Here is a 24,826-nt window from a genome sequence, read left to right as displayed (position 1 = left end):
CCATGCCCAGAACCGTCTTCTGCCGTACCTCGATCACGGCCAACCAGTACAAGCACAAGCTCCTGCGGGCGGATAACAGCACCATTCAGGAGGCTACCGTCAGCACGCCCTATCATACCTTTTACCTGTCCGATGTCGAGTTCAGTCAGCTCGTCAAGGGCCGGGTAGAAGATCCTGCCAATCCGGGCAACAACTACTCCGAGACGACCTACAATCAGGTACTGATCGACATCAAGAGCCGCCCCTGGCGGATGGTGGGCATCCCCTACATTGAGAGGGTAGCCAACATGCGGGGCTACGGCAAGTTCCTGTATGATAAAGGATTCAACGCCATCAGCATCACCATCAATCCGCACTGGTGGTGGAAGCACGACAAACCTACCGTCTGGACACCCTACAACCCCAGTACGGGCGTAGGGATAGATACAAGCTGTGTCGCCACGCAGGGCACCAACGAGGGGATCGCTACGCAGCTTACCGCCTTCTATTCGTGGTTTAACGAGAATAGCATCCCCGTCAGTCAGCGGCCTAAGGTGCGGCTGTGGGTCAACATCCGTCCCTGGTTCGGGCACCTGCTGGCCAATGGCGGCAAGAATCCCGACGGCAGCTCCCGCACGGACGGCCTGAGCTACGCCGACGGACCGCAGGTTGCCGACTGCCAGCGCACGCCCTACACCGCCCGCCACTGGGGTGGACACCCGGCCGTAGGAGGGGGCGAACTGCTCCCGCCTCCGGTGCAGGTTACCCAGAGTGGCAGCGGCGAGATTACGGGCTACACGGTCAACCCCTACGTAGCGGTGTGCATGAGCTTTTCGGCTCCGCGCTGGATTGAGCACTGCAAGCAGGTGATGAAGCGGGTGATCGCCGAGGCACAGCCGTGGATTGATACCGGAGAGGTGATCGGGGTCAGCGTGATTGATGACATTGCCTTCGAGATGGGGTACAGCTCGTCTTATGACCAGTACATGCACTGGCACAACAACAGCCATTACGCCTCCATCAGAGATGAATACACCACCAACCCGCCCATTCTCGATTTCTCGGACGGGAATATTACCCGTTTCCGCAATGAGCTGCGCACCCGCTTTCAGAACAACCTGGCGGCCTTTCAGAAATATATTGGTCGCACGGACCTGAACTTCGATACCGTCACACCCGATAAGGGCTACAACCGGACCTCCAGCGGCAACCAGCACGAGGGACCGCTGGGCGAATTGTGGTACGGCTACAAGCACCGCTCCATCGAGAAGTTCCACTACGAGGTGCAGAAGTACTCCGTGGAGCAGAACATCAGCAGCGGGCTGACCCGGCGCGAACTCTACATCATGGATTCGGGCAACTATTGTGACCAGATCTCCGCCCGCATTACCTACGGTTTCCACCGCTTTATCACGCCCTACGTGCTGGGACTGAAACACAATACCGGCGGGGGCTACTACAAGAGCTTCCACCATGACGTGTTGCAGGGCGTCGCCAACCAGTACGGGCTGATTACGTTCAGCGAATTTGACGGGAGCTGGATGTACTACAACGGCAACTACGACCTCAATGACAAGTACAAGGGCATTAAGCACATCAACGAGATGACCTACGACCTGCGGGAGATGTTTGCACGGGGCATCAGTATGAGCATCGGGGCCTTCCGGGGACCGCAGACCAACCCGCAGTACATGAACCCCAACGCTCCGAACTATCCCTTCTACGACTATTCGGAGGGAGACGGCGAGACGTTTCCCATGTGGTACTTTGTCGAGCAGGTCATTCCGGGCGTGCAGCAGAACAACGGAAGCTGGGCCGAAACGCAGAAGCAGCAGATTACGACCAACAAACCGGGCATGACCTACAGCACCCGCGATATTATGCGCAACTACTGGGCCAACGTGCGGGATAAGTACGATGCGATCAAGAACAACAGCGGGTTTAGCTGGGGGAGTAACAGTACCTACAAGGTGATTGATGTCAAGATCTCTGACGACTTTATCAATACCATCCGTGAGGGCTACCGGTTTTGGCCGACGCCCTACGAGGAAGAGCAGGGGCAAGTGGTGGTCAACCCGCCGGTAGACCCGCCGGTGATTACCCCCGAAGACGGTGTGAACGTGTACCTGTGGAACGAGGAGAACAACAACCTGATTCAGAAGATCACCTCCGGTAATTCGGTAGCTACCCCCAACAAGTGGGAGGTTATTATGAAGATCCAGAACGTGGAGCACACCTGGAAACGGTTGCAGTTCTACCGCAAGGACGGCGGGCAGTTTGTGTACCTGGGCGAGCGGCAAACCAACGTGAGCAACACCCGCAACGGCGAGTGGACGCTGTTTGGTAGCGGGGACAGTACCAACACCTATCCGGGCTACCCCCACATGGCCTACGAGTACAAGGTAGTGGCCCAACTCGGCCTGAACAACACCCTGTTTCTCTCGCAGGAGTATACCTTCACCCTGACCGGTACGCCTTCGTCAGGTACGCCCGCCCGACCCATGCCGACGGTGATTACCCCGCCGGTATCGCAGTACGCGAAGACCGGACTGAATAACGACACGGGCCGGGCCTTTGCGCTGTGTACCACCCAATTCGGCTTTGATCCGGCGGAAGAAACGGGTATTGCCCGACGCTGGCGCAATAATGCCGATATGTGGAACAACCTGAGCCACAACGGACAGTCGTTCCAGGCTCTGGATGTTTTCCGCCTGAATCTGAAATGGTATCAGTATGAACCGTTGCCCGGCTGGTACTACGACGACAAGATACTTTCGGCGCTGAACTGGTGCCTGAGCCGAAACATGAAGCTGGCCCTATTCGTGTGGCCCGCCCGCCGAAGGGATGACGGCTTCTTGCCTGTCTCCGAACGCTGTACCGGACAGAACGGGCGGCAGTTCTTCATCGAAGGCGAGCACGACTGCATGCCTAGTGTGCATTCGGAGGTGGGCAAGCAGAAGTTCGCTACCGCCATGCAGCACCTGGCCAGTGTACTGGCACCTTACCAGGAACTTGGATACATCGAGTACTTCTCGCTGGGTTACTCCAACGGGGAGGAGTACACCGGGGCGCACCTGGATAACCCGTTTGAATACACCGACTACTGCGAAGCCAGCCAGAACGTATGGAGCACCTACCTGTCCTCACAGGGCAAAGCCTACCAGTCGCCGCCCAAACCCTCGGAACAGTACACCGGAGGGGCGCTGTGGAACCGCACGCTGTACGGCAAATTGTGGTATCGCCACATGACCATCGGCCTGCGCAACTTCTTCGATAACTTCCGTAACGCCGTGCGGGCCGGGTCTAACAACCAGATCAAGGTAGCGGTATTCCCAAGCGATACGGGCAAGCCCCAGGCTGCGTGGAATATGAGCTACAACTGGAAGCTCCTGTACGGTTCGGCGGATATTATCTATTCCAGCGAAGGTGGTCAGCACGGGGACTTCCACGAGAAAATGCTGGCAGCGGATATTGTGAGGGGTTCGTTCCCGAACGCTATTCCGGCCATCGAGTACGACCCGCGTGATTTGAGCTACGGCGATAACGACCCCTACGGCGTGCCGCTCGACCCGAACCGCTTGAAAGTATCCGGCGAAAGTTTCTTCCGGCGCTGCGGGGGCAAGGGTCTGATTCACTTCGCCATGAGCTACAGCCACGGTGATACGGAAACCACCGGAGAGTCTAGTAATAATAACATTGACGATCTGGCTCCGGCGCTGTGGTACCTGCGGAAGGAAATGATCGAGAAGGTGCCGCAGCCGCTGCCCTCGCAGAACGTGAACGCCACGCTGTCGCGCCTGGAGGGAGGCGAACAAAACTCCGGGCCGTGGTCGGCGGTGGTAGGCACCAACTACTACAACCAGGCCGCCCCGGTAGTGATCAACGATTCATGGTTCTTAACAGACGCAATTAACAGCTAATGAAACACTACCACACATATCTTCTGGTGGGGCTGGTCCTGTTGGGCCAGTTCCATCTCATTTCGTGTACCCTGCTCCGTGAGGTGCACAAGTCCCGATCCGAGGCGGATAGCTCCTCGGTCCGTACGGAAACCAGCTCCGAAACCTATGACACCAAGATCACTCGCGACTACCTCTATGGCGAAAGTGGGAGCGGACCAGGCATCATACCTACCAGTGGCTATGGTTTTAGTCCATCCGGACCAGACTGGCCGGCTATGCCTACGGGGATACTGAAAGTACCTACGCCCTACCTGGTGCGTGAGACAGTCCATCAGAAGGGGGAGAAGGAGTCAGCTAAGTCCGAAACCAAGGAGGCCGAGACATCCAGTCAGCAAACCGACCGGGATTACAGCCCCCAGATCGAGAAGGCGATTATGACCTTTCAGATATTTCTGGTGCTGATGGCGCTGGCGGTACTGCTGCTGGCCTGGACCTTTGCCCGGCGTCGTTGACGAATGTCCAACTAAAAGTGTCCCGAAGGCCCCATCTTAGTGCTATATCTAACCTCGCTGTGATGAATCTTTGGGACATATTCTTTTCTGCTAACATAGCCATTAGCCAGGGCGCCTTTATGGGCTCCGTCGCGCACTACCTCAATGGGGATAAGAAGCAGAGAAAGCAGCTGATCGCGACCGTCCTGACCAACTACCTCACGGCGATCTACCTCACATCCTTCTTCCTGGAACAGATCAATAGTACCGAGGCGCGGAGCGTGGCGTTCCTGATCGGGTTTGTGGGCCTGCGCTTCATCGAGAGCGCCGTAGACAAGGTGTTCGATAAATTCAAAGCAATAACTTCCTCTGATCATACCCATGGAAACCCTCCTGATTCATCTCTCTAACGTCGTCAATGGCCTGGCGCTGCTGGTCATAATGCTTTTCTCCCTGTTTCGGCTTACCGATGGCAAGCGCGAAAACCAGGTTGAGAAGGTAAGCCTGCTGCTGATCTGCATCGGCTCCTTCTTCCAGCTCACCCAGATCCATCATCCGGATGGCACCGGCATGGACCTGCTGATGCTGCGGGTGGGACTCGCGGCTTTCCTGCTCTCTACCGTGTACTCGTATGTCAGCCGCTGGATCTAAGATGAATACCCGAGACATCACCCTCGCGCATCCACTCCTGCAGGAGGCGTGGCACTACCTGCTCGAACAGTGGGCCGTGCTGCACCCCAACGACCCGGTGCCCTTTCTGACGCAGGTATTCCGTCCGCGCGCCATGCAGGAAGCCTACTACGCCCAGGGACGCCAGCCGCTGCTGGTGGTCAATGACCTGCGCCGAAAAGCCGGATTGGGGCCCATTGGCCCGACGGAGAATAAGCGCCGGATCACCAACTCCCTGCCCGGTAGCTCCCGCCACGAGCGTACCCCTTCGGAGGCCTTTGATATCGCCTTCGTCAAAGCCGGTACCAAAAAGGAGCTGGACTGGAATCCTGCACTATTTGAGCAGGCCGCCCGGATCATCCGGAAGAAATTCCCCCAAATCACCTGGGGCGCCGACTGGAACAAGAACTGGCGAACCTCCGATGAACGGTTCATCGACGCACCTCATTTTCAGATCTAGTATGAAACAGCCCGTACTCTCCCACGAAACCCGCAAGGCCTGGCAGTTCCAGGTGGAGCTGCGTGACCCCGCTGGCCAACCCATCGACCTCACGGGCTTTGCGATCAAGGCCCAGTTGCGCCGGGTCCTGGACAACCGCTCCTTTGTCACCCTCTCGCTGGGGGATGGGCTTACCTATACGCATCCCAATCTCCTGTTCAGCTTTACGGCCGAGCAGCTGGACGTACCAGCGGGCGAGTACCAGCTCGGCTTTGAGTACACCTCCCAATCCGGCAACACCTCCGATGTGCTCATTTCACAGGTTCACCTCACTCAACGATTTATTACCACATGATTCAAACCATAGTCGTCACATTACCAGGTCCCCAGGGTGTCAGTGGCTGGACACCCGTTTTTGCGCTCGAAAACGCGGATAATCGCACCCTGCTCCACCTCACCGACTGGACGGGCTCCAACGGCAACAAACCGGCTGTGGGCTACGTAGGAGCGGCCGGCCTGGTAACCGATCCGGCTCAGGCCATCAACTTCGCCGGCCGTGGCATCACCAGCGTCAGCCAGAACGAAGCCGCGGATCTGATCATCAACTACACCGACGGCACCAACGCCACCATTCCGGCCTACTTCGCCCCCATGTTCGCGGCGGCGGAGCAGGTGGCCAATGATACCCGCGCAGTAGATGAAACGGCCGAGTGGATTGAGACTACCCGGCAGCAGATGCAGGCGGATAAGAATACGACTACCCAGGCGAAAGAAGACACCCTGAATATCTTTGGTAGTGCTGAGCAGCTCAACCAGCGGATGGAAGAGACGGAGGGGTATAGGGATCAGGTGTTAGGCGCTGCCGAAACCCTGACCACTGCCGTAGATGAATGGGTGGGTTCCAAAACTCAAACGCTGGGACGTGCCGGAGCTATTACACAGTTTGGCAGAATAAAGATCAACAGAGTGCTGTTAGCCGGTACATCTATCGCTAACGCTATGATTTCCGCCATGAAGGGATTGGTAGGGGCACTCACAAAAGAGTATGGGGATAGTGGGAACCGAACACACCACTTAGGTATGTTGGGAGGCAGCTACACTAATACGCATTTAGGATGGAAAAAGCAGAAGTTTGGTGGGTTTGCGTTTACCCGCAGCCGGGGTGAAAGTACCAGTACACCTCTTTCCTTCGGGGGTTACATCAAGCGGGCCGTACTCCGGTACTCGAAAGAAACGGATGGCGGCAGCTTTGAGGTACACGTAGACGGGGTGCTGCATGGAACCGTAAACTGCAACGGTACACAAGCCTACGCGCAGGAGTATGTCATGTCGTGGGAGTCGCTGGCGTACCGCACCATAGAGCTGAAAGCTCCGGCCAGCGGATTTGCCTATATCGAAACGCTGGATTTGTGCCAGGATGAGATGGGTATTCACTTCCTGGACGCTTCGCTGGGCGGCTCTTATATCGGAAACTTCTACTCACCTGGCGCGGCTTCGGGGCAGATGGCAGCTACCATAGCACCCGTAGGCTTTACCGGATTGGACTCGGTGTTTAACAATACCAGTACCCATTTCAAGCCTGATCTAGCCATAGTAACCTGGACGGTAAACGATGCCGGGCGGGGGATGACTGAGTTTGCCAACAACTTTGTACCGCTCTACGACAGGTTGGTAGAAAAGACGTTTGAGAATGGGGTGCCGCTGATTATAATTATAGAGATGGGCGGGCATTACTCCCTGCCTAATAGCTCTAATCATGCCACATTCAACGCTATTCGGGAAAAGCTACTCTCCTACCGGAATAGACCGCACGTTACGGTACTGGATTGGCACGCTAAGAGTGGCTTGGCTACCACTGACGCGGCTGTGCTGGAAAAGCTGGCGTATCGGTACTACCCCATTACGGCGCTGAACGTGGGAGCGGCTACCTTCACAGGTGATTTTATTCACCCAAATAGTGAAGGTTATGCCGTACTGGGGGATATGCTTACAGTAGTATCTGGTGTAAGTTCACAGGGCAGACAGGGGCAAACCTACCTTAAATTATTAGGGGAAGCTACATCTACCCCGGCGCTTGCTCCCAATGCAGTGGCTATGCACTCTTCCAAGTTGGCTAACATGGTGGGCTTTCAGCGGGTTGCTAACAACGGTTTTGGGATGCCGCGCACATATAGAGTAGTGGGGCAGAGCAAAAACCGGTATACAGAGAGGAATGAAGCCCTGTGGTATAGTGCGGAAGAAATTAATTATGCCGCTGTGCTGCACGACTACATAACCAGCTCGGGAACCTCTGATGAATACGGCCCCTACCGTCAGTTAAACAACTACAATCAGTACATGGAACCCACATCAACGAGCGCAACTTACCCTCGTATGATGACTTTCACGATTGTAGTAGGGCCAGGAAGCTGGGGGTATGCCGTTAAGAATCCTGCCAATACCATATTTCTTCCCGTTGATATAAAGGGTGTCACGTTAAGCTCACCAGGTGTCGTAACTGGATCTAATGACACGGACAGGCCACAGGCATTTCATTTTACAGTAGCCGCCTACGGTGGAAGCGGCAACCTCTTTACCTATATGAGTGGTAAGTTTTATGCGGCCTATTGTACCTGTACGAACTTTGCCTGTATACCTGGAAGAGCAATCAACGCTCGTAGAAGTCTTACTTCGCAGCTTATCATGCTGTCTGACCTACCAGCACAGAAGGTTATTCCCAATCAAACCTATGTAGAAACTATCAATGGTAAGACGGTTGAGAAGGTCAGTATTCAGGGTGGAATGATCTATAAGCCGCTGGCGACAGGTGACAAGTTCTTTGGTATGTACCGACTGCAAAACCGTTCGGCAGTAGATATCCGAACTATGGCTCTGAATGGAACCGTAACTGTGGGCGCTTATGATGAAAAATATGGTGGGCCACTTCTGGCTACCACGGCTAACCCGATTTGGCACGAGGCCGCTGGCTTAACGAATGCTCAGGCAGGCTTTACCTATACAATAGTAGGCTATATTCCAACTAACAGCTCATCGGCACCGTTGCAGATATTCATGTTTGCCGGAAGCAATAACGCAGAGTGGCGTTTGGCACTGGACGGAACGTGGACAGATAAGAATACAGCGTATGCTGATCTGTCGGCTGGGTTTCACCATAATGGAGAACCCATAGCGATTACCTTCACGCTGCCTGATACGACACAGTTTGATAATAGAACCTGGGCGTTACGAGTACGTTTTGGTGGTACTGCCGGTGCTAACGGACGCTGGGTACTGTGTGAAGGATCAAGCGCGACGGTGTAAGCTTAAGGCTCGAAATCCGTAACCAATCCAGCTTTATTCTGCCACTACCGCCAGACGGGTATTTAGCGGTAGTGGCAGAAATTCAAGTATGACAACGATCCCCCTTTAACTCCCCTCTATCCATGAAAGGCATCTTCATCTTTTTTGTCGCCCTGTTCAGCTGGGTCTTCCTGGGACTATTCGGCCTAATCTGGGATCTGGCCGAATGTATACGTTATAACAAGTGGCGGTCGGTGGGGGATTGGTTCATGAACTCGGCCTGGGGCATTGATATCACCGCCAACATGACCCACCAGCATTTCCTGAATGCCCTGTTCGTGAAGCAGGGGCCCGACCACTTTGGCGTCAGGGGCGAGACGATCAGCTCGAAGCTGGGGTGGCTCTGGATTACAGGCAAACTCACGTACATGGGCGAGTCGATGACTGGCTATCTCAACCTGGTGGATGAATGGCACTGCTGGAAGTATATTGAAAGGGAACGGTACCAGCATAGGGGCTATCCCGCTACAATGCCAGTACGCCCCATTGCCTGGTACAAGACGCTGACCTGCATTATGATCCTGTCGGCCGCGCTGTTTGGGCCGGTCTGGTTCTGGTGGGGGCTGGCACCCGCTCTATGGGTCATTGCGGCCTTTAATGCCATGAATTTATACTTCGCGCTCCGCCCCTGGCGCCGGAAGCTGTACCGGTGGTTCCGCTACCAGGTGTTACAGGTGCCGTTGGAAAAATCGTAGCCGGAGGCACTGTCTACATGCTTTTGCGTCCGCATAGCCATATTGGGCTATGCTTGAACTACGCAATCACGCCGGACTTACCTTGCAGCTCCCTCCGGACAGCCGGATCACCGTCGAGATCCTGAGTACGATCCTGAATACCGACGAGGTGCTGCGGGGGAGTTACAGCTATCCGTTCCGGTTTCCGCTGTCTCCCCACAACATCCGTTTTCTGGGGGTGGGCTATTCGCCCGAGCAGCTGGCCAACGTCGAGATGCCCGTGACCCTGGCCGTGGACGGGATGCCCGTCGAGCGCGGCCTGATGAGCTTCAAGATTATGGGCCGGTACGCCGATGCCTACCTGAAGCTGCACCTGGGCGAAGTGGCTTCCAAAGTCCGGGAGCTGCGCCTGCGGCAGGCGGTGAACGAACCGTTCAGCCTGGGCAGCAGCGAAGAGCAGGTCAAAGCTACCCTCGTTCGGCTGCACACCGCCGATCCGGCTACCTATCCGGTGGTTTTTCCTCCGTTCCGCAACGACCTGATGATCGAGCCGGAGTATACCACCGGCCGGGCCAACTACACCCGCCCCACTCTATTTAACCGCTACCAGACCAACGACGGCACCCTGTTCTTCGATAGTCAGCTTTCGTACTACTACCAGTACGGCGAGCGGGAGCTGGTGCCGATGCTGTACCTGACCTGGCTCATCCGGAAGATTTGCGCCGTGCTGGGCTTTACGGCCGTAGGCAGCTGGCTGCACCATCCGGAGGTGGAGCGCTTCATCCTGTTCAATACCCAAACGGTGCCCGGGCTGAACTACGCCACCGGGGCCAACATCGAGCTGAGTCAGCACGTACCGGATATGAGCGTAGGGGATTTCCTGAAAGCCCTCCGGGCGTTCAAGGGGCTGGGGGTATTCTTTGATGGCCGCGCCCGCCAGGTCCGCTTTGTGGATTACCGCACGCTGCGCAGCTCCTCCCAGTACCAGGACTTCACGGATGGGTTTATTCCGGAGTCCGATCAGTATGATCAGCCTGATCAGGGAGGATATACCCTGAAAAACTACGTGGAAGAGACCGACGAGCTATATAAGGAGGTAGAAACCTTCCAGCTCTACCATACCGTGGGCGACGGGGAAGCTCCCATTGACTTGCAGGTAGGTACCCTGTTCATGACCCGCGACCCTAACTACGACTCTCCCGCCAATGCCTCCTGGATGATCCCGGTGTGCAAGCAGCCGGGTAACCTGGGCGATCCGATCTTTAACGCCTCCAAAAACTACTCGGCCTACGCCAGCGGAGCCGACCCCAAGAACAAGTTCGGGTTGCGGCTGCTGAGCTACCGGGGGATGCAAGCCGACGGCGCGGGTGCCCTGTACCCCTACGCCAGCTCGGTGAGCTACAACTTTGACTACGAAACGGTGGGTACGCTGTCGCTCATGCCCGGCGAACCCGACGATGTATTTGCCCAATACCAGCGGCACTACTACGAGATGCTGGCCGGCTCGCGCAAGGTGCAGGTAGACCTGCTGCTGTCCATCAACCAGGTGAGCCAGTTTCTGCCCCACGTGGCGGTGGGGCTGCAACTCCGCAATCGCATCTTTTCGAAGTGGTTGCCTCAGTTGCTCAGCTACGAGCTACCCGCCCGTAACAGCAAGGTGCTGGCCCAGCTGGAAGCCGTGCAACTGGTACCGGTGAGCCTGAAACCCACCATTCCGCAGGAGTTGCTGTACCAGGCCGTGTGGGTGGAACTGGTGCTCGAAAACGAAACCGTTGACGATGGTAGCAACTTCCGGATGACCTACGCCGATGTGGTGGCTTATTTCTATGAAAAAGGCAATAAAACCAACCCAGTTGACATTCTGAGCCTCCCTGTGGCTTACCGGCAGTACACCCATACGTACCAGCCGAACGGTAGCGTGACCCGCGATCAGAACGATCTGACGGTTACAGCCTCCGGTGTTCGCTTTGTGCTGCAACCGCAGGCAATCATCCGCGAGGAACAAGCCTATGAGGATCCGCAGAATCCGCAGGATGCCGCTCTGCGAGTCGTTGAATACTATGACTATGTTCTACTAATCGGAGCCGGATACCGGGTGATTCAATAAGCTATGGCAAAAAAGATAAACTGGCAGGTTAAGACTCGTCTCAAGGAAGTCAAGAGTAGCCAAATTCCTGATACGGAATTAAAGTCGCTTATGGAAAGCGGAGAGGGTACCAAAATCATGAAGGCCTTCATGGATATTCTGGGAGAGCGTTTTCAGCGTCGTATACGGGAAATGAATATAGGATATGAAGGGTACCTTTCTGAAAGCATGACGAGCCGTGTCTTTAAAAAGCAGGCTCATTTACGAGGTACTTTATCCTTCTGGTATTACGGACGTTTTGTGGATATGGGGGTAGGAAAAGGTGTCACGCTATCGGAGCAGACTCGCGGTGTGGCGGCAACCAGCAGCCGTAAGGGGTCTAGTCGTCGAAGAGCGCCTAAGCGTTGGTATTCAGAAACTATGTCTGGACAGCGACAAAAGTTGTCTGAAATCTTTGCAAAGGCGGTTGCCGGACAGCTTTCGTCAAAAACCGCGGCTGGATTACGAGCAAAAATTGATATAACTATCTAAACCAATGGCCGCAGAAAAAAGGGAGAAATCCGTCGTAGAAATGATCATCGACGGACGCCAAGCTGAACTGAGCGTGAAGGATCTGGGCGAGGCGTTGCACAAAGTGAGTAAGGAGCTACGTGAACTTGCTGTACATGATAATCCTGAAAGGCATAAGAAGTTATTAGCTGAAAAGAGGAAAATCAGTGATGAGTACAATAAGCAGAAAGTACTCATTAAAGATCTTCGCTCGGATTGGGAGAAGTATGTGGCGCACATGTCCACTATTACTACCGCTGTGGTAGGTGGAAATCTGCTTACAACGGCTCTGGAAAATGTCGCTTCGATCATTCCCAAGCTGGTAACCGGAGCGGGAGAACTGAGCGACCAACTGGCTGACGTACGAAAACAGACCGGACTGGCGGGGGATGAGCTGATTCAGTTGAATGATGACCTGGCGAAACTGGATACGCGTACCTCTCAGAAAGAACTTCGAGCGCTGGCTGCCGTGGCGGGGAAACTGGGTTACCAGACCCGCGAGGAAGTACTGGGGTTCGTGAAGGCGGCGGATATGGTAGGCGTGGCACTGACCGAAGACCTGGGCGGCAATGTGGAAGAAGCCATGAACGACCTGGGTAAGCTGGTAGAGATATTCGGGATCAAGCAGGAGTTCGGCATTGAGCAGAGTATCCTGAAGACGGCATCGGCCATCAATACCATCGGGGCCAGCTCAGCGGCCAACGAAGGTTATCTGGTCGAATGGTCTAAGCGTTTCGCGGGTATTGCCCCCAATGCCAACATCACTATTGCGGATACTATTGGTATGGCCGCGACTATGGATATACTGGGCCAGAGTGCGGAGCTGTCATCAACCAACCTGGGCAAGATGATCGTGGCTATTGGTAAGGATATTCCGCACTTTGCCAAAGTCGCCAAGATGAGTGTAGCTGATTTTACGAAGCTGATCCAAACCGACGCCAATGAGGCATTTATCCGCGTACTGGAAGGGGCTAAAAGTAGCTCAGGTGGCTTGCAGGGGCTGGTTAAGACACTGGAATCACTAGGTATTGAGGGTAGTGAAGGAGCGCAGGTACTGGGCGCACTCAGCAAGAACACCCAACTACTCCGGGAGCAGCAGGATATTGTCAATAAATCCTTTACGGAAGGTACTTCGATCATTGATGAATTCAACGTCAAAAATACTAATACAGCGGCCATACTGGATAAGCTTGGCAAAAAGATAACCGGATGGTGGGAGGGTGCTTCGAAAGGATTGGATCCACTAATCATAAAGTTTGGGCAGTGGATGGGGGTGATCTCCAAGCTGGACCTGCAACTGGGAGAGCTGAAAGAAAAGCAGGATCTGGTTAATAATACCGAAAAGAACATCGTGCCGCTGATCGCCCGGTATGATTACCTGCGGACGCGGGTAAAGCTGACGACCGATGAGCAGACCGAACTGGATAAAATTACCCGGCAACTGGCCGATGCGGTGCCGCAGGCCGTAACGGAATTTGATAAATATGGCAATGCTCTGGGCGTAAATACTTGGAAGGTCAGGGACTACGTAGCTGAACAACGGGGGTTACTGGAGGCCATGCGGCAGACCCGGCGAGAGCTTCTTCAGGATGAATTTATGGGCCTGTCGGGTAGAGCGAGCCAACTTCAGAATATACTAAACAAAGGGAGCCGGACCAAAGTACATACCGGCCCCGGAGGTGCTGTAACGGTGGAAGAGAAACTGCTGCCGGATGAAATCAGGGCTATGCGGGCGGAGCTGGCGAAGGTACAGGCGGATATTGCGGCCCGTCGTCAGGACCTGAAAGCGTTGGAAGGAATTGCAGATATTGCCTTCCGTAGAAATCAGCGGGGTTATGGCACTACTCCATCGACGACCAAGCCCGGCGGCATCACCCCCACGCCCGGCGGCTACGAAGGCCCATCCAGTAAGGATTCGGAAGAGCTGGCCGATAAGTATGAGCGGGTACAGGACGAGCTACTCCAGATCAAGCAGCAGTACACGCTGCGCCTGCTGTCGGAAGATGAAAAAGAGATACAGGCGGCGCACTATAAGTACGAAAAGCTGCGGGAGCTGGCCAAGGGCAATGCCAAACTGCTTGCGGAGATCAACCGGACGGAGGCCGAAGAAATTGAGCATATCCAGTCGTACTACGGCAGGCAGCACCACGCCGGGGTAAAGGAGCTGGATTTTAGTATCAAGCCCAAAGACCTGACCGAGGAAGTAGCCGGTGACCTGAAAGGTAGCTATGATAGTGCCATGGCGGTTGTGGATAGTAACTTTGACAAGAATATCACTAACATAAACTCCAAACACGCCATCCGTGACGGAAAGGGAATACGTCAAATATCGGATGCGGATGCATATCAGCAGCGCCTGCAGGCCGAAGAACAGTACCTGACGGCGAAGCTGCTTCTTCAGAAAACATACGGACAGCAAACGGTAGATACCGAGCGCGAGATTCAGGAGAATTTTGTAGCTCAGTTGGAATATCGGTACACCCGTGAGTTTGAGCTAAAAGAGGCTATGAAGCTGGCCGAATGGGACCTGCAGGATGCCCGGCGGGAAGCGTACGCAGCAGGTATCAGCGTCCTTAGCTCCTTTGTTGATGAGAGCTCGGTCTTGTTCAAAGGGCTGATGGTTGCTGAGAAGGCGCTAGCTATTGCAGATATTATCATCAAGTTGCAACGTGAGATTGCGGGCTACTACGCGGCGGGGGCTGCGCTAGGCCCCTATGGAATGGCCCTTGCTACTACCCAGGCTACGGCCGCCAAGATCAGAGCGGGAATATCCATTGGTACCATTGGGTCGCAGGCCATTCACCAACTCATGCCCAAGAAGGCCGAAGGGGGGTATACCGATGTGCGCTCACTGGCCGAAGGCTTTGTGAACCGGGCTACGCTGTTCAGTATGCCCAACCGCCAGTACATCGCGGGGGAGGCTGGGCAGGAGTTTATCCTGAACAACCGCTCGCTCAGGCACCCGGCCGTGGCGGCTTTTGCGAATATCATGGATGCGGTACAGAAGAGCAAGAACTACGGGATGCTCGACCAACTGAGCGGGGGTAGCGGTGGGAAAGTAGATCCTCAGGTGGTGCAGTTACTGATGAAGATCTACGGGGGCATCGATAGCCTGAGCCGCAATGTATCGGAGACGGGCAACCGGCCGGTGGTGTTTAATACCAAGACCTTTGACAAGCACCGGGACTTCATCTATAAGATACAGAATGATGTGAATGTGTAGGGAGCGGGTTGACCGTTGGATAAAAATTTTAACATCAAGGTCATCATCCGGCAGGAGGTTTGTATGTTTAGAAAAGCTATTGACTCCCAATAAACGTCCTCTAACTAAAACTACATCCTTGAAATGACCTATACCAAATGTCCTAACTGCAGTAAATCAGTAACCGGAGTTTTCGGGGGCAGTATGATAGAACAATCTAAAACAGACTACATTAATTCTCAGCTTGGCCAAACTAAGGAAGGGTACTGTTCCAATTGTTCCTATGATTTACTTAATGAAATTGCTGTTAGTCTGAAGAACCAGAAAGATCAGATAGAACAGAGGCTACAAAAAATAATTCATAGTATCCCTCTTATGACTAGTCCTGCTCCTGCCAATTGGGACTATGAAGTAATTGGCATGATTACGGCTCAAACCACATCGGGTACCGGGTTCCTGACAGAACTATCGAGGGACTTTAATGACTTCTTTGGTACATCATCAAACACCAGCAGCCGGAAGGTAGAAGCAGCGACCCGCATCTGTAAGGCTGATCTACGAGTTCAATGCGTAAGGCTTGGGGGCAATGCCATTATCTCGACCGATATAGATTTCAGTGAAATCGGTTCTGGTAGTAGCAATATGCTCATGGTATGTATGGCAGGTACGGCCATTAAGGTCAAGGAATTGGCGAATATCAATGAGGATCGAAAAAACTCTATTCTGGAAGTGATTGAATTAACTCAAAAACTTGAAGCTATTACCAAGGTACGTGTATAACTCCCTCGTGGTTAAGATCTCTTAAAACAAGAAAGCCCGCTAGCAGTAGCGGGCTTTCTTGTTTTGGATGGGTACCCTTACTTGGCTGATGTTTCAACCGAAAGGCCCTTTTCAATAAGTTCAACGAAGGCTTCCATCATCGTCATTTTTTTACCAGCTAGCTCTTGCTCGAGCTGATACTTTCTAACTTTTAAATGTAGCTCATCGCTGATTTTGATGTGTATATTCTTCATTTCATATATGGTATATAAGCTATCAGCAAATGTATAGAAAATATTTTTACATATAACTTGTATATAAACATATTTATAACATACATTTGCATACAATATATATATAAACATACAATCTATATGACCCATATCAAGCAAACACCATTCGATATCCCTGACATTCCAGTATATCTCTACTTCCACAACGAAAGTGATACCTATACGCTGATCGAGCCGATATGTGAAGCGATGGGAGCGAAGAGTTTTGAGGTGCTCTCTGATCTGATCGAGCTGGATATGTTCAAGGATGCTGTCTGCCAGTTCAAATTCCAACTGCCTACTGACCCGAAGCCTCGCTACTATACCTGCTTACCATCTATGTTTCTGATGGCGTTTGTAATGAGCTTTCGATTTAATGAATGCTATAACCTAAGCGCAGAAGATTTTACTCAGTTCAAGATCAGTTGCCACCTGCAAGTTGACAGGAAGTATGTGCATACAACAAAGATGGAGTACATCACCGATACGCTTTACCGGCTTTACTAATCATTATCCAAAACCATAACTTTTATATATACATATGAACAACCTAATTATTACCAGACAGTACGAAGGCAACGAGATTGCTATTGATCTACACACGGCAGCCGGTATGGTCAATGCTACGCAAATGGCAAAGGCTTTTGAAGGGAAAGAACCTTATGCGTTCCTAAGACAAGAGTCAACAAAAGCTATTATCCAACTCATCATTAATGAAGAAAATGCACGTCGAAAATCCGATCTCACTCCGTTCCAGACACGGAGTGAGAATGACGAAGATGTCGAATTAGTAGGGGAAGATTTTGTTGTACGAACCGTGAATGGGGGCAAGTATAAAGGAACCTATATGCACAGGAAGCTTGCTATAAAATTTGCAGCGTGGCTAAGTGTTGAGTTTGAGTTCTGGATGATTAACATGGTTGAAACTTTACTATTTGGTCAAATAGTAGAAAAGCGTAGGGTCGCTGAACAGATAGCTAAAAACAAACAGAGAGAAAAGGAATTGCAAAAGCAGATTAACCAGTCGGATATGATGCAGGAGTTGAAGGCCATACAACGCGAGAATAAGCAGGCGCATAAATTCATTATGAATGACTTCAACAACCTGGTTGACCTGTTTACCCCGATTCAAGAACCAGAAGCGTAACCATAAAAAAAGGGCGGTGAGTTCGAGACACCGCCCCGAATGCTAAACCACATAAAGTAGTCTAACAAGCAAGCTTCACAAAGATATGCCACAAAATGCACAAATGCCAGAGGGCAAGCGCCTACGCTCCGCGCAGGAGATTCTAGAAGGTCACATTCAGCAGGGCCTTGACCCGGTAGAGATGGAGCGCAACCTTAATGAGTTGCTGATCCACTACCTACGCCCGATGGGTGAGCACCAGGTCTCGCCCGAGTACGCCACTGAACTTTACAGTACCTATTATAGCCTTCGTAACCTTATAGCGGATATCAGTATGTACAAGTGCCAGATGGAAGCCTACCAGCAAAATGCCAGTACGGCCCGTCCACCATTTCGCTAGCTTACCTACTTCCCGTAAATCAATTCCACTGCCACAGAATCTAAAAGCCCGCTCATGAGTAGCGGGCTTTGCTTTGTTGCTTTGAAGGGTAAACGCCTTGTGTAAGTGAGATGAATCGAAAACATAACCTTCCCCCCGTGTACGGCCCGGCCCGACTGATGGCCCCGGTGATCGGGCTTGTTGCAGTAGCCGCGGCCCTGTATAAAATCGTTGAATATTTATTTCTTTCGTGACATAAACCGATCACACTCGGTGCTGGAAGCTATTTTGTCTTTTTTACAGAAAAAACTTGTAACCGCTATTGCGCAAATTAAAACTGTAGTGTACTTTCCCCACGTATAAGAGTAACGGTTAGCCAATTTAGGTATGTGCGGTGTATGATTCCGCCCCTGTTCAGCGCCACAGATACTATACACAGAACACTTCTACCCCTAAACCAATCGGGACTTTCTGTACGGGAAGGTCTACAATCGTAAGACGCAGCACCGGATGGATCCGCTCCATCAGGCCAGACTTCGTGCGTCATGAAGTCAGATTTTAACCAGGTCAGGACCGGGCTTAATGCTCAGTGCCGACTGAAAGACAATTCCGGGCAACCGGAAGATATCCAAACCATGTGAAGAGCAGTAGGAGCTTTTCCGTTTGTTTCACCCTCTTTTTTAACCACCCAAAGTTCTATGAACACAAACAACACAGTATCAGGAACCAGCTCACACAACCGTCTGCGTACGCCAGAACAAATCATTGAAGCGTTTTTATCCGAAGGCCACGATCCGGTCATGCTGGAACGGCACCTCAATGAAATGATGATTCACTTCATGCGTCCGATTGGCGATCATCGGGTCAGCCCACCCTATGCAGACAGCGTGTACGGTTCATACCTGGGACTACGCGAACTAATTAAGAATCTGGGCACCTACCAGAAACAATGCCAGGTGTATGATTCTAGTTTGGATATGCCCGCGCATATACGTCAGACCCACGGTATTCAGTAAGCTATCACTACATCAACGATATTAACAAAGCCCGGTCAGATGGCCGGGCTTTGCTTTGGATATATATAGGATTATGATTTGGACTTGGGATCTGACGCATTGGCCCCTTTTCGAAATTTGTTGTAGAGGCGTGAGAGTTGGGTCATGTGCTCTTCGTTGTCTTCTTCCACGATGTGGACGTACTTCATGGTCGTATTAATATTGGTGTGCCCCATGATGTGCTGCAGGTTGGTCACCCAACCGCCGGCGCGCAGGTAGTTGGTAGCGAAGGTATGCCGTCCGGTATGAAAGCCGGAGACTTTTACACCGGTTTTCTGAGAAATCTTCCGAAGGGTTTTGCGGCCGTAGCTTTCTGAAATGTTGAGCCCTTGGCTCCGGGCCTGCCACAGCAGCTCGACCAGTTCATCAAGGTAGTACTGGGCTGTCTCGTCGATGTGCACGTAGACAGTTTTGAGCTTGCGCGTTCGCACCTGCTTTTTGGGGTGGAAGATCAACTTCCCTACTATCTTATAATAATTCACGCGCTCGGCATCCAGTTTCAGAATATCAGAGATCCGGAGCGATAGCAAGCAGGCAACCAAGAACCGGCACAGGGTGAGCTTTTCGCCGATCGGCAGCTGTTGTTCGTAGTAGTCCATCAGGATGGCCACGTCGGTGGGCATCAGGTGCTCAATGAGCTTTTCGTCCTGATGGGTGGTCACCTTAGCCTTTTTATAAGGATTCTCAATGGGTACGTCATCGTCGTCTATGGCCAGGTTGATGTACGCCCGAATGTACTTCATCACGTTGGCGATGGTATTCTTGTCAAGCTTTTCTGCACTGTTGGATCGTCTATTTTCCTGTTTCTGCAACCAGGCTTCGAGTGATTCTATGAATTTCTTGTTCAGATCCTTGAAGGCAATGGCAGCTTTGAACTTGCGGAGCCAGATCAGAGAGTTTTCGTGGGATTTGCGGGTGCCATCTGAAATTTTCTTTCGGCTGTACCGCTCCTTGATCTTAGCCTCCATATAGAGAATGAAGTCCTTTCGTTTCTCGTACTCGTGGTACATTTTGAAGAACTCCCCCATCGTGAGTTCTTTTTCTTTCAACCGATACTCCACGAAGATGTCATTGACCCGGCCCATGGCATTGCGGATGATCAGGTTGTTGTCGTTGCACTCCTTATCTCCTTTTACCAGTGGCAACAACCGGTTGTTATCCTTATCGACGTGATCAGCCGGCCAGTCTAATTCCAGATCCAGTTTATCGTATTCCTTATTGATTCCGATGGACAGGTACAGCTGGGAGCGTCCATTCTTCTTCACATAGTCCGTTCTGACGCGTAATCCGACGAATGTTTTCATGGTTTTATGCCAAAAAAATTGGGAAGAGATTGGGAAGAAAACCGCCTTTTTGAACCCTCTGGGAAGTGATTGGGAAGTAAAAAACCCCGCAAATTTTTACATATGCGGGGTTTTCTTGTTGTTCTGTTGGCCGACAAGGACTCGAACCCTGAATAAGACAACCAAAATGTCCTGTGTTACCATTACACCATCGGCCAGAACCGAAATTGTGATGCAAAAGTACGGCTTGGAATAATAGCTGTCAAGCCCTGATCGAAAAAAAATTTAAATACTTGCTACTTCTACTCCACCGGCGATCTTCTTGACCAACCCCTGCAGTACTTTCCCGGGACCACACTCCACGAATACAGTAGCTCCATCGGCCACCATCTGCTCCACCGACTGGGTCCAGCGTACCGGAGCGGTCAGCTGAGCTATCAGGCTGGCCTTGATGGCATTTACATCCGTAGAAGGCATAGCATTGACGTTTTGATAAATAGGACAACGGGGAGAGCTGAAGGTAGTACTTTCGATTGCCTGGGCTAGCTCCTCGCGCGCCGGCTGCATCAGTGGCGAGTGGAATGCACCTCCTACCGGCAGCAGCAGCGCACGCTTGGCCCCGGCGGCTTTCAGCTTCTCGCAAGCCAGATTTACTCCTTCTACCGTACCTGATATTACTACCTGGCCTGGGCAGTTGTAGTTGGCAGGCACCACTACCTCTCCTTCAATAGAGGCACAGATATCTTCAATCGTTTTATCATCCAGACCCAGAATAGCCGCCATTGTAGAAGGACGTACTTCACAGGCCTTCTGCATAGCGTCGGCACGCTGCGCTACCAGCCGTAGTCCATCTTCGAAGGAAAGACCGCCCGCTGCTACCAGCGCCGAGAACTCGCCCAGTGAGTGACCTGCTACCATATCGGGTGCAAAATCAGAGGATACCATAGCCAGTGCCACGGAGTGCAGAAATATAGCTGGTTGGGTTACGTTAGTCTGCTTGAGCTCCTCGTCTGTTCCTTCGAACATGGGTCTGGTAATTTCAAAGCCCAGGATCTGGTTAGCCTGATCAAACAACGCTTTTGCCTTCTCAGATGACTGGTACAGATCAGCTCCCATACCTTTAAACTGTGACCCCTGCCCCGGAAATACGTACGCCTTTTTCATAAATTTCTATCAATAGTTAAACAGATTGCTTTCAACAAAATAGCCCGGCTCTTTAGAGCCGGGCTGCAAAATAAAGGATAACTCTTTAAAGTATGAAATAGGCTTAAACGAACCGCTCCCGAAGTTCAGGTGTAGGTATACGGCACGAGCTATTTTTGCCGAACCACCGATAGCGGTTACTGGCGACCCAGTTATATACAGCGTCCCTTATAAAGCGAGGTATTAGCTTGAATACATAAAGACCAGCCCATGCTCCCCCTAGCAAGCGCGCTACCTCCAGCGCTGCATCAGACTTCTGATACAGTTTGTCTTCTTTTAGCAGCAGAAAACTCTCATATTCATCCTGAGGCAGACCGTATTTTTGCAACACGGCCTGCCCCGCTTTGGACTGTAATGAGGCATATTTCAGCTGCTGCTTCGAGTCATGGTCGATCAGGAAATTGACCGCTCCATTGCACAGATTGCATACACCATCAAAGAATACTATATTCATTAGCGCAGTAGTTGTACCCAACCTTTTAGGATTAGTGGCTCACTATTGGGCCGCACCGACTCGAAGCGTACCACTGCCTCGTAATAGTACTGACCCGCTGGCAGATCCTGCCCGGCGCTATTCTTTCCGTTCCAGTTAACACCTACGTCCGTTGTTTCGAATACCTTGGTGCCCCAGCGGTTAAATACCCTGAACTCCACCGTCTCGACAAAGCTGGGACAGTTCAATGGCTTGAAGACATCGTTCTTACCGTCGTTGTTAGGCGTGAATACGTTTGGCAGTGCAAACTGAGGACAGTTGTCCTTACATACTATGTTACTTGGCGCGCTCTCATTACCGAACCGATTCACCGCTGTTACGTAGTAGCAGCCAGCAAATGAGCTGAGGTTGGTATGCGCATAAGTCATAGCCGGTGGCGTTGGTGGGGGCAGTACCGAAGCCAGGTACTTAGGCTCCTCTCCCTCAAAACGCGCGTAGTAAATCTTGTACTCTACTATGTTAGGATCACAATCTCCACCCGCTGCATTCTGAGCCGGATAAGTCCACGACAGGTTATTGGTGAAGGTAGTCTGGCTACAGAAAGCATCCGGAGTCAGCGTCGAGCAATCCAGCGTATCCAGCATCAATACCGGCGGGCACGGTTTGGTAGTATCTAATGGGCTCACACAGATAATCTGTGAGAAGTTGTACAACAGCGAAGGCCGGATACGGGCACTGTTGTACGAGCCTACCGTCTCTACGCGGTAACAGTAGGTTGAATCGGCAGACAAAGTCACTGACTGGGTACCGTCGGCACTGAAACGATCCGTACCATCATCGGTATAGGTGAATGTTTCCGGCCCCTGCACCTGCACCTCGGCGATCTGGTTGAATACGCCCGGTTGCGTACGGCTTTCGCGGTATACCCGGTGGCGCTGGTTGGTGTTGTCCCAGGGTACATTGGCTGTCCATGCCAGCTGTACCTGACGCGTAGGCGACCCTTGCTGTTCCAGGCGCACGCTGCTGGCCGGTTCGGCTTCGTCCAGTTTTACCAAGCTTCCGTTGCTGGTAAAGTAGTAGTCGATACGGTAGCGATAGGCATTGGCGGTTGTATTAAGGCCTCTGTCCACAAATACGGTATCGGCCACGCCCGGCTGCAGGTTAGTATTGATGGTAGCTATCTGGGTAAAGTCAGTTCCATTCAGACCGGTAGCCCGGAACAGACGGTACTGTGAAGGACCTTCGAGGGTACCTGGTGCTACTCCAAGAGGACGAGTCCAGCGTACGGTAACTACACCACGAGTCTGACTGGTTGAGTCCACTGTCACATTGGTAATGACCGGCATCATCTGAGGCAGATCCAGACAAAACTCCGACGAAGGCAAGCTGGTACCACCACCGTTCAGACGGTTAGGCTCGGTAGGCAGAGCGCCCGGACGCGGAAACTCCACTACCAGTCGGTAACTGTAGTTGATACCCCGTCGTAGTCCCTGGCCGTTGTTGTTATCCACAAAAGAGGTTTCTCCCACCGCGACCCGGCCTACTTCCTGATACCCCAGTCCTACCGGCAGCCCCGGCTGACAGGCATCAGCTTCGTAGTTGGAACAGCCCTCCCGACGATAGACTACGATCTGAGCCCCCGGTATCTGACACTCGTACGAACTCCAGGAGACGCGGAAAGCCTGGCCGGACGGATCCACTGCCGGTTCTGCCCGCACGTTCTGCGGTTTTGGACCGTATACCCGTATTTTAAAGGTTCTGATATCGACCAGCTTTCTGAATAACGACGGGTTGGGGAAATTAGGTCCGGCATTATCCTCTACTTTGAAAAGTACATCGTAGGGTTCCAGTCGAATATGGTTACAGCCGGTCTGCCAGTTAAATACCCCCGTCACCTGCCCCAGAGCATTCTGCTGACCTACGGTAAAGTTACCATTCTGTGCAGGTACCAGAGCATTCTGATAGACTCCACTGATAGAGGTCAGCGTCAGACGGTCTCCGTTTTTATCCGTAGCTGTGATGGTCTGTCTGATGTTTGTACCTGCTTCAACGCACAGGTCCGGAATAGAGTCCAGTCGGGGCCGGTCATTATTTACCTCGAGTACAATGATCTGCATCTCGCGTACAATCTCACCAATCTTAACGCCGTTGCGCCATTCCTCCACAATAAAGGCTACGTTGTAGTACCCTGGTATGGCGGGCGCATCCCAGATCAGGTCCCCCGTTATGGCATTGATACTGAAGGTCGGAGGAAAGGTACCGTTTTCGGTAGGTCCTTCGGGCTGTACCTTGTTGGGGTCTACGTACTGTACATCACGACCACGACCAGCCGCAGCACTGCGCTGAGGAGTCACCAGGCGGTAAGCCAGACTATCGCCATCAGCATCAAAAGCGCCGGGGTTGTGGATGTAACGCTGTCCAACCGCTGCCAGATCAATCGGCGGGTTCAGCAGAACGGGCGTACGGTTAAGTCCCAGGGCAGCATTGATAACCAGCGTAGAGCGGATAAAGAAGTCGATCTCCTGGGTAGGTGGCGGCGAGATATTCAGTACGTTATTGTTCCGGTTCTGTAGAGCAGTAGAAATGACGAATCGTCCCGGAGCCGGAAAAGTATAAACAAAAGTATATTCGTTGCGGGTCGTGTTGTTGCCAATATCTACAATAGGCAGCTTACGCGGCACCACGATGGGTCCTACATCTCCCACGTAGAAGCTTACGTCTACCTGAGCATCAGCCGCAGGTCTACCATTCTGCATATCAAAGTAGGCAGTCAGGGTGATTTCGTAGGTAAGGGAGTTGGAGGAGATGCGTCGGGCCGTGATCTCACCCGCCCGAACGTGGGTAGCCGAGGCGTCGTGGGCAAGTGCAGCAAGTAAAAGAAAGAGGAATATACACTGTAGTGATTGGCGCATATATTAGGAATTAATGCTTATAACAGGTTTTTATGGATATACCTTGAACGAAAAATAAGGTAAAATATATGTGT

22 protein-coding genes and 1 tRNA gene are annotated in these 24,826 nt (G+C 52.4%); 17 read left to right on the top strand and 6 right to left on the bottom strand.

Annotated elements, in window-relative coordinates:
• Positions 1–2 precede the first annotated feature (2 nt).
• The 12 genes from JUB14_RS01285 to JUB14_RS01230 all read left to right on the top strand — a co-directional run bounded on the left by JUB14_RS01285 (position 3) and on the right by JUB14_RS01230 (position 16,110).
• Positions 3–3,899 (top strand): hypothetical protein, encoded by a 3,897-nt coding sequence (locus JUB14_RS01285; protein ID WP_207503782.1) that lies wholly within the window; start codon positions 3–5, stop codon positions 3,897–3,899.
• A complete protein-coding gene (locus JUB14_RS01280) occupies positions 3,899–4,393 on the top strand; it encodes a hypothetical protein (protein WP_207503780.1) in 495 nt (164 codons plus the stop codon). The genes JUB14_RS01285 and JUB14_RS01280 overlap by 1 nt, the downstream gene beginning before the upstream one ends.
• A gap of 62 nt (positions 4,394–4,455) precedes the next feature.
• Positions 4,456–4,782 carry a hypothetical protein gene (locus JUB14_RS01275; protein WP_207503778.1) on the top strand — a complete coding sequence of 109 codons (327 nt, stop codon included), beginning with the start codon at positions 4,456–4,458 and terminating at the stop codon, positions 4,780–4,782.
• Positions 4,754–5,023: a hypothetical protein gene (locus JUB14_RS01270; protein WP_207503776.1), complete on the top strand. Its 270-nt coding sequence runs from the start codon at positions 4,754–4,756 to the stop codon at positions 5,021–5,023. Before JUB14_RS01275 ends, JUB14_RS01270 begins: the two co-directional genes overlap by 29 nt.
• A complete protein-coding gene (locus JUB14_RS01265; protein ID WP_207503774.1) occupies positions 5,004–5,501 on the top strand; it encodes a M15 family metallopeptidase domain-containing protein in 498 nt (165 codons plus the stop codon). The genes JUB14_RS01270 and JUB14_RS01265 overlap by 20 nt, the downstream gene beginning before the upstream one ends.
• 1 nt (position 5,502) lies before the next feature.
• On the top strand, positions 5,503–5,835 hold the full coding sequence (locus JUB14_RS01260; RefSeq protein ID WP_207503772.1) for a hypothetical protein: 333 nt from the start codon (positions 5,503–5,505) through the stop codon (positions 5,833–5,835).
• On the top strand, positions 5,832–8,780 hold the full coding sequence (locus JUB14_RS01255) for an SGNH/GDSL hydrolase family protein (protein ID WP_207503770.1): 2,949 nt from the start codon (positions 5,832–5,834) through the stop codon (positions 8,778–8,780). Before JUB14_RS01260 ends, JUB14_RS01255 begins: the two co-directional genes overlap by 4 nt.
• A 122-nt stretch (positions 8,781–8,902) precedes the next feature.
• Positions 8,903–9,514, top strand: coding sequence for a hypothetical protein (locus JUB14_RS01250; RefSeq protein WP_207503767.1), 612 nt, complete (start codon positions 8,903–8,905; stop codon positions 9,512–9,514).
• Between the two features lie 49 nt (positions 9,515–9,563).
• Positions 9,564–11,600: a hypothetical protein gene (locus JUB14_RS01245; protein WP_207503765.1), complete on the top strand. Its 2,037-nt coding sequence runs from the start codon at positions 9,564–9,566 to the stop codon at positions 11,598–11,600.
• 3 nt (positions 11,601–11,603) lie between these two features.
• Positions 11,604–12,110 (top strand): hypothetical protein, encoded by a 507-nt coding sequence (locus JUB14_RS01240; protein WP_207503763.1) that lies wholly within the window; start codon positions 11,604–11,606, stop codon positions 12,108–12,110.
• 4 nt (positions 12,111–12,114) lie between these two features.
• Entirely contained in the window at positions 12,115–15,351 is a 3,237-nt protein-coding gene (locus JUB14_RS01235; protein WP_207503762.1) for a phage tail tape measure protein, read from the top strand.
• A 354-nt stretch (positions 15,352–15,705) separates the two neighbouring features.
• Positions 15,706–16,110, top strand: coding sequence for a heavy metal-binding domain-containing protein (locus JUB14_RS01230; RefSeq protein ID WP_207503760.1), 405 nt, complete (start codon positions 15,706–15,708; stop codon positions 16,108–16,110).
• A 77-nt stretch (positions 16,111–16,187) separates the two neighbouring features.
• Here the strand turns inward: JUB14_RS01230 and JUB14_RS01225 are convergent, their stop codons facing one another.
• Positions 16,188–16,343, bottom strand: coding sequence for a hypothetical protein (locus JUB14_RS01225; protein WP_207503758.1), 156 nt, complete (start codon positions 16,341–16,343; stop codon positions 16,188–16,190).
• Positions 16,344–16,463: 120 nt separating this feature from the next.
• Here JUB14_RS01225 and JUB14_RS01220 point away from each other — a divergent pair, with 120 nt between their 5' ends.
• The 5 genes from JUB14_RS01220 (at position 16,464) to JUB14_RS01205 (ending at position 18,882) form a co-directional block, all read left to right on the top strand.
• Complete coding sequence (locus JUB14_RS01220) at positions 16,464–16,868, top strand: hypothetical protein (RefSeq protein ID WP_207503756.1); 405 nt, start codon at positions 16,464–16,466, stop codon at positions 16,866–16,868.
• Between the two features lie 34 nt (positions 16,869–16,902).
• Positions 16,903–17,508 carry a KilA-N domain-containing protein gene (locus JUB14_RS01215; protein WP_207503754.1) on the top strand — a complete coding sequence of 202 codons (606 nt, stop codon included), beginning with the start codon at positions 16,903–16,905 and terminating at the stop codon, positions 17,506–17,508.
• Between the two features lie 85 nt (positions 17,509–17,593).
• Positions 17,594–17,887 (top strand): hypothetical protein, encoded by a 294-nt coding sequence (locus tag JUB14_RS01210; protein ID WP_207503752.1) that lies wholly within the window; start codon positions 17,594–17,596, stop codon positions 17,885–17,887.
• Between the two features lie 110 nt (positions 17,888–17,997).
• Positions 17,998–18,120, top strand: a complete 123-nt coding sequence (locus tag JUB14_RS27850; protein WP_262897585.1) for a hypothetical protein — start codon at positions 17,998–18,000, stop codon at positions 18,118–18,120.
• 444 nt (positions 18,121–18,564) lie between these two features.
• Positions 18,565–18,882, top strand: a complete 318-nt coding sequence (locus JUB14_RS01205) for a hypothetical protein (RefSeq protein ID WP_207503750.1) — start codon at positions 18,565–18,567, stop codon at positions 18,880–18,882.
• 71 nt (positions 18,883–18,953) lie between these two features.
• Here the strand turns inward: JUB14_RS01205 and JUB14_RS01200 are convergent, their stop codons facing one another.
• The 5 genes from JUB14_RS01200 to JUB14_RS01180 all read right to left on the bottom strand — a co-directional run bounded on the left by JUB14_RS01200 (position 18,954) and on the right by JUB14_RS01180 (position 24,752).
• Positions 18,954–20,225 carry a tyrosine-type recombinase/integrase gene (locus tag JUB14_RS01200; RefSeq protein WP_207503748.1) on the bottom strand — a complete coding sequence of 424 codons (1,272 nt, stop codon included), beginning with the start codon at positions 20,223–20,225 and terminating at the stop codon, positions 18,954–18,956.
• 126 nt (positions 20,226–20,351) lie between these two features.
• Positions 20,352–20,422, bottom strand: a tRNA-Gln gene (locus tag JUB14_RS01195).
• A gap of 67 nt (positions 20,423–20,489) precedes the next feature.
• Complete coding sequence (gene fabD / locus JUB14_RS01190) at positions 20,490–21,368, bottom strand: ACP S-malonyltransferase (protein ID WP_207503746.1); 879 nt, start codon at positions 21,366–21,368, stop codon at positions 20,490–20,492.
• 103 nt (positions 21,369–21,471) lie between these two features.
• Positions 21,472–21,861 (bottom strand): thiol-disulfide oxidoreductase DCC family protein, encoded by a 390-nt coding sequence (locus JUB14_RS01185; protein ID WP_207503744.1) that lies wholly within the window; start codon positions 21,859–21,861, stop codon positions 21,472–21,474.
• Positions 21,861–24,752: a T9SS type B sorting domain-containing protein gene (locus JUB14_RS01180; protein WP_207503742.1), complete on the bottom strand. Its 2,892-nt coding sequence runs from the start codon at positions 24,750–24,752 to the stop codon at positions 21,861–21,863. Before JUB14_RS01180 ends, JUB14_RS01185 begins: the two co-directional genes overlap by 1 nt.
• Positions 24,753–24,826 lie beyond the last annotated feature (74 nt).

The sequence above is a fragment of the Telluribacter humicola genome (assembly GCF_017355935.1).
Classification (GTDB): domain Bacteria; phylum Bacteroidota; class Bacteroidia; order Cytophagales; family Spirosomataceae; genus Telluribacter; species Telluribacter humicola.
The sequence above is the reverse complement of the archived record's forward strand: the minus strand, read 5'-3'. Positions and strand labels throughout refer to the sequence as shown.

Excerpts from the sequence above, each read along its gene's own strand:
- JUB14_RS01270 (WP_207503776.1), top strand. The coding sequence starts at position 4,754 with ATGGAAACCCTCCTGATTCATCTCTCTAACGTCGTCAATGGCCTGGCG.
- JUB14_RS01180 (WP_207503742.1), bottom strand. The coding sequence starts at position 24,752 with ATGCGCCAATCACTACAGTGTATATTCCTCTTTCTTTTACTTGCTGCA.
- fabD (WP_207503746.1), bottom strand. The coding sequence starts at position 21,368 with ATGAAAAAGGCGTACGTATTTCCGGGGCAGGGGTCACAGTTTAAAGGT.
- JUB14_RS01185 (WP_207503744.1), bottom strand. The coding sequence starts at position 21,861 with ATGAATATAGTATTCTTTGATGGTGTATGCAATCTGTGCAATGGAGCG.
- JUB14_RS01225 (WP_207503758.1), bottom strand. The coding sequence starts at position 16,343 with ATGAAGAATATACACATCAAAATCAGCGATGAGCTACATTTAAAAGTT.
- JUB14_RS01240 (WP_207503763.1), top strand. The coding sequence starts at position 11,604 with ATGGCAAAAAAGATAAACTGGCAGGTTAAGACTCGTCTCAAGGAAGTC.
- JUB14_RS01275 (WP_207503778.1), top strand. The coding sequence starts at position 4,456 with ATGAATCTTTGGGACATATTCTTTTCTGCTAACATAGCCATTAGCCAG.
- JUB14_RS01200 (WP_207503748.1), bottom strand. The coding sequence starts at position 20,225 with ATGAAAACATTCGTCGGATTACGCGTCAGAACGGACTATGTGAAGAAG.
- JUB14_RS27850 (WP_262897585.1), top strand. The coding sequence starts at position 17,998 with ATGAATCGAAAACATAACCTTCCCCCCGTGTACGGCCCGGCCCGACTG.
- JUB14_RS01230 (WP_207503760.1), top strand. The coding sequence starts at position 15,706 with ATGACTAGTCCTGCTCCTGCCAATTGGGACTATGAAGTAATTGGCATG.
- JUB14_RS01265 (WP_207503774.1), top strand. The coding sequence starts at position 5,004 with ATGTCAGCCGCTGGATCTAAGATGAATACCCGAGACATCACCCTCGCG.
- JUB14_RS01205 (WP_207503750.1), top strand. The coding sequence starts at position 18,565 with ATGAACACAAACAACACAGTATCAGGAACCAGCTCACACAACCGTCTG.
- JUB14_RS01260 (WP_207503772.1), top strand. The coding sequence starts at position 5,503 with ATGAAACAGCCCGTACTCTCCCACGAAACCCGCAAGGCCTGGCAGTTC.
- JUB14_RS01235 (WP_207503762.1), top strand. The coding sequence starts at position 12,115 with ATGGCCGCAGAAAAAAGGGAGAAATCCGTCGTAGAAATGATCATCGAC.
- JUB14_RS01250 (WP_207503767.1), top strand. The coding sequence starts at position 8,903 with ATGAAAGGCATCTTCATCTTTTTTGTCGCCCTGTTCAGCTGGGTCTTC.
- JUB14_RS01280 (WP_207503780.1), top strand. The coding sequence starts at position 3,899 with ATGAAACACTACCACACATATCTTCTGGTGGGGCTGGTCCTGTTGGGC.
- JUB14_RS01215 (WP_207503754.1), top strand. The coding sequence starts at position 16,903 with ATGAACAACCTAATTATTACCAGACAGTACGAAGGCAACGAGATTGCT.
- JUB14_RS01285 (WP_207503782.1), top strand. The coding sequence starts at position 3 with ATGCCCAGAACCGTCTTCTGCCGTACCTCGATCACGGCCAACCAGTAC.
- JUB14_RS01210 (WP_207503752.1), top strand. The coding sequence starts at position 17,594 with ATGCCACAAAATGCACAAATGCCAGAGGGCAAGCGCCTACGCTCCGCG.
- JUB14_RS01255 (WP_207503770.1), top strand. The coding sequence starts at position 5,832 with ATGATTCAAACCATAGTCGTCACATTACCAGGTCCCCAGGGTGTCAGT.
- JUB14_RS01245 (WP_207503765.1), top strand. The coding sequence starts at position 9,564 with ATGCTTGAACTACGCAATCACGCCGGACTTACCTTGCAGCTCCCTCCG.
- JUB14_RS01220 (WP_207503756.1), top strand. The coding sequence starts at position 16,464 with ATGACCCATATCAAGCAAACACCATTCGATATCCCTGACATTCCAGTA.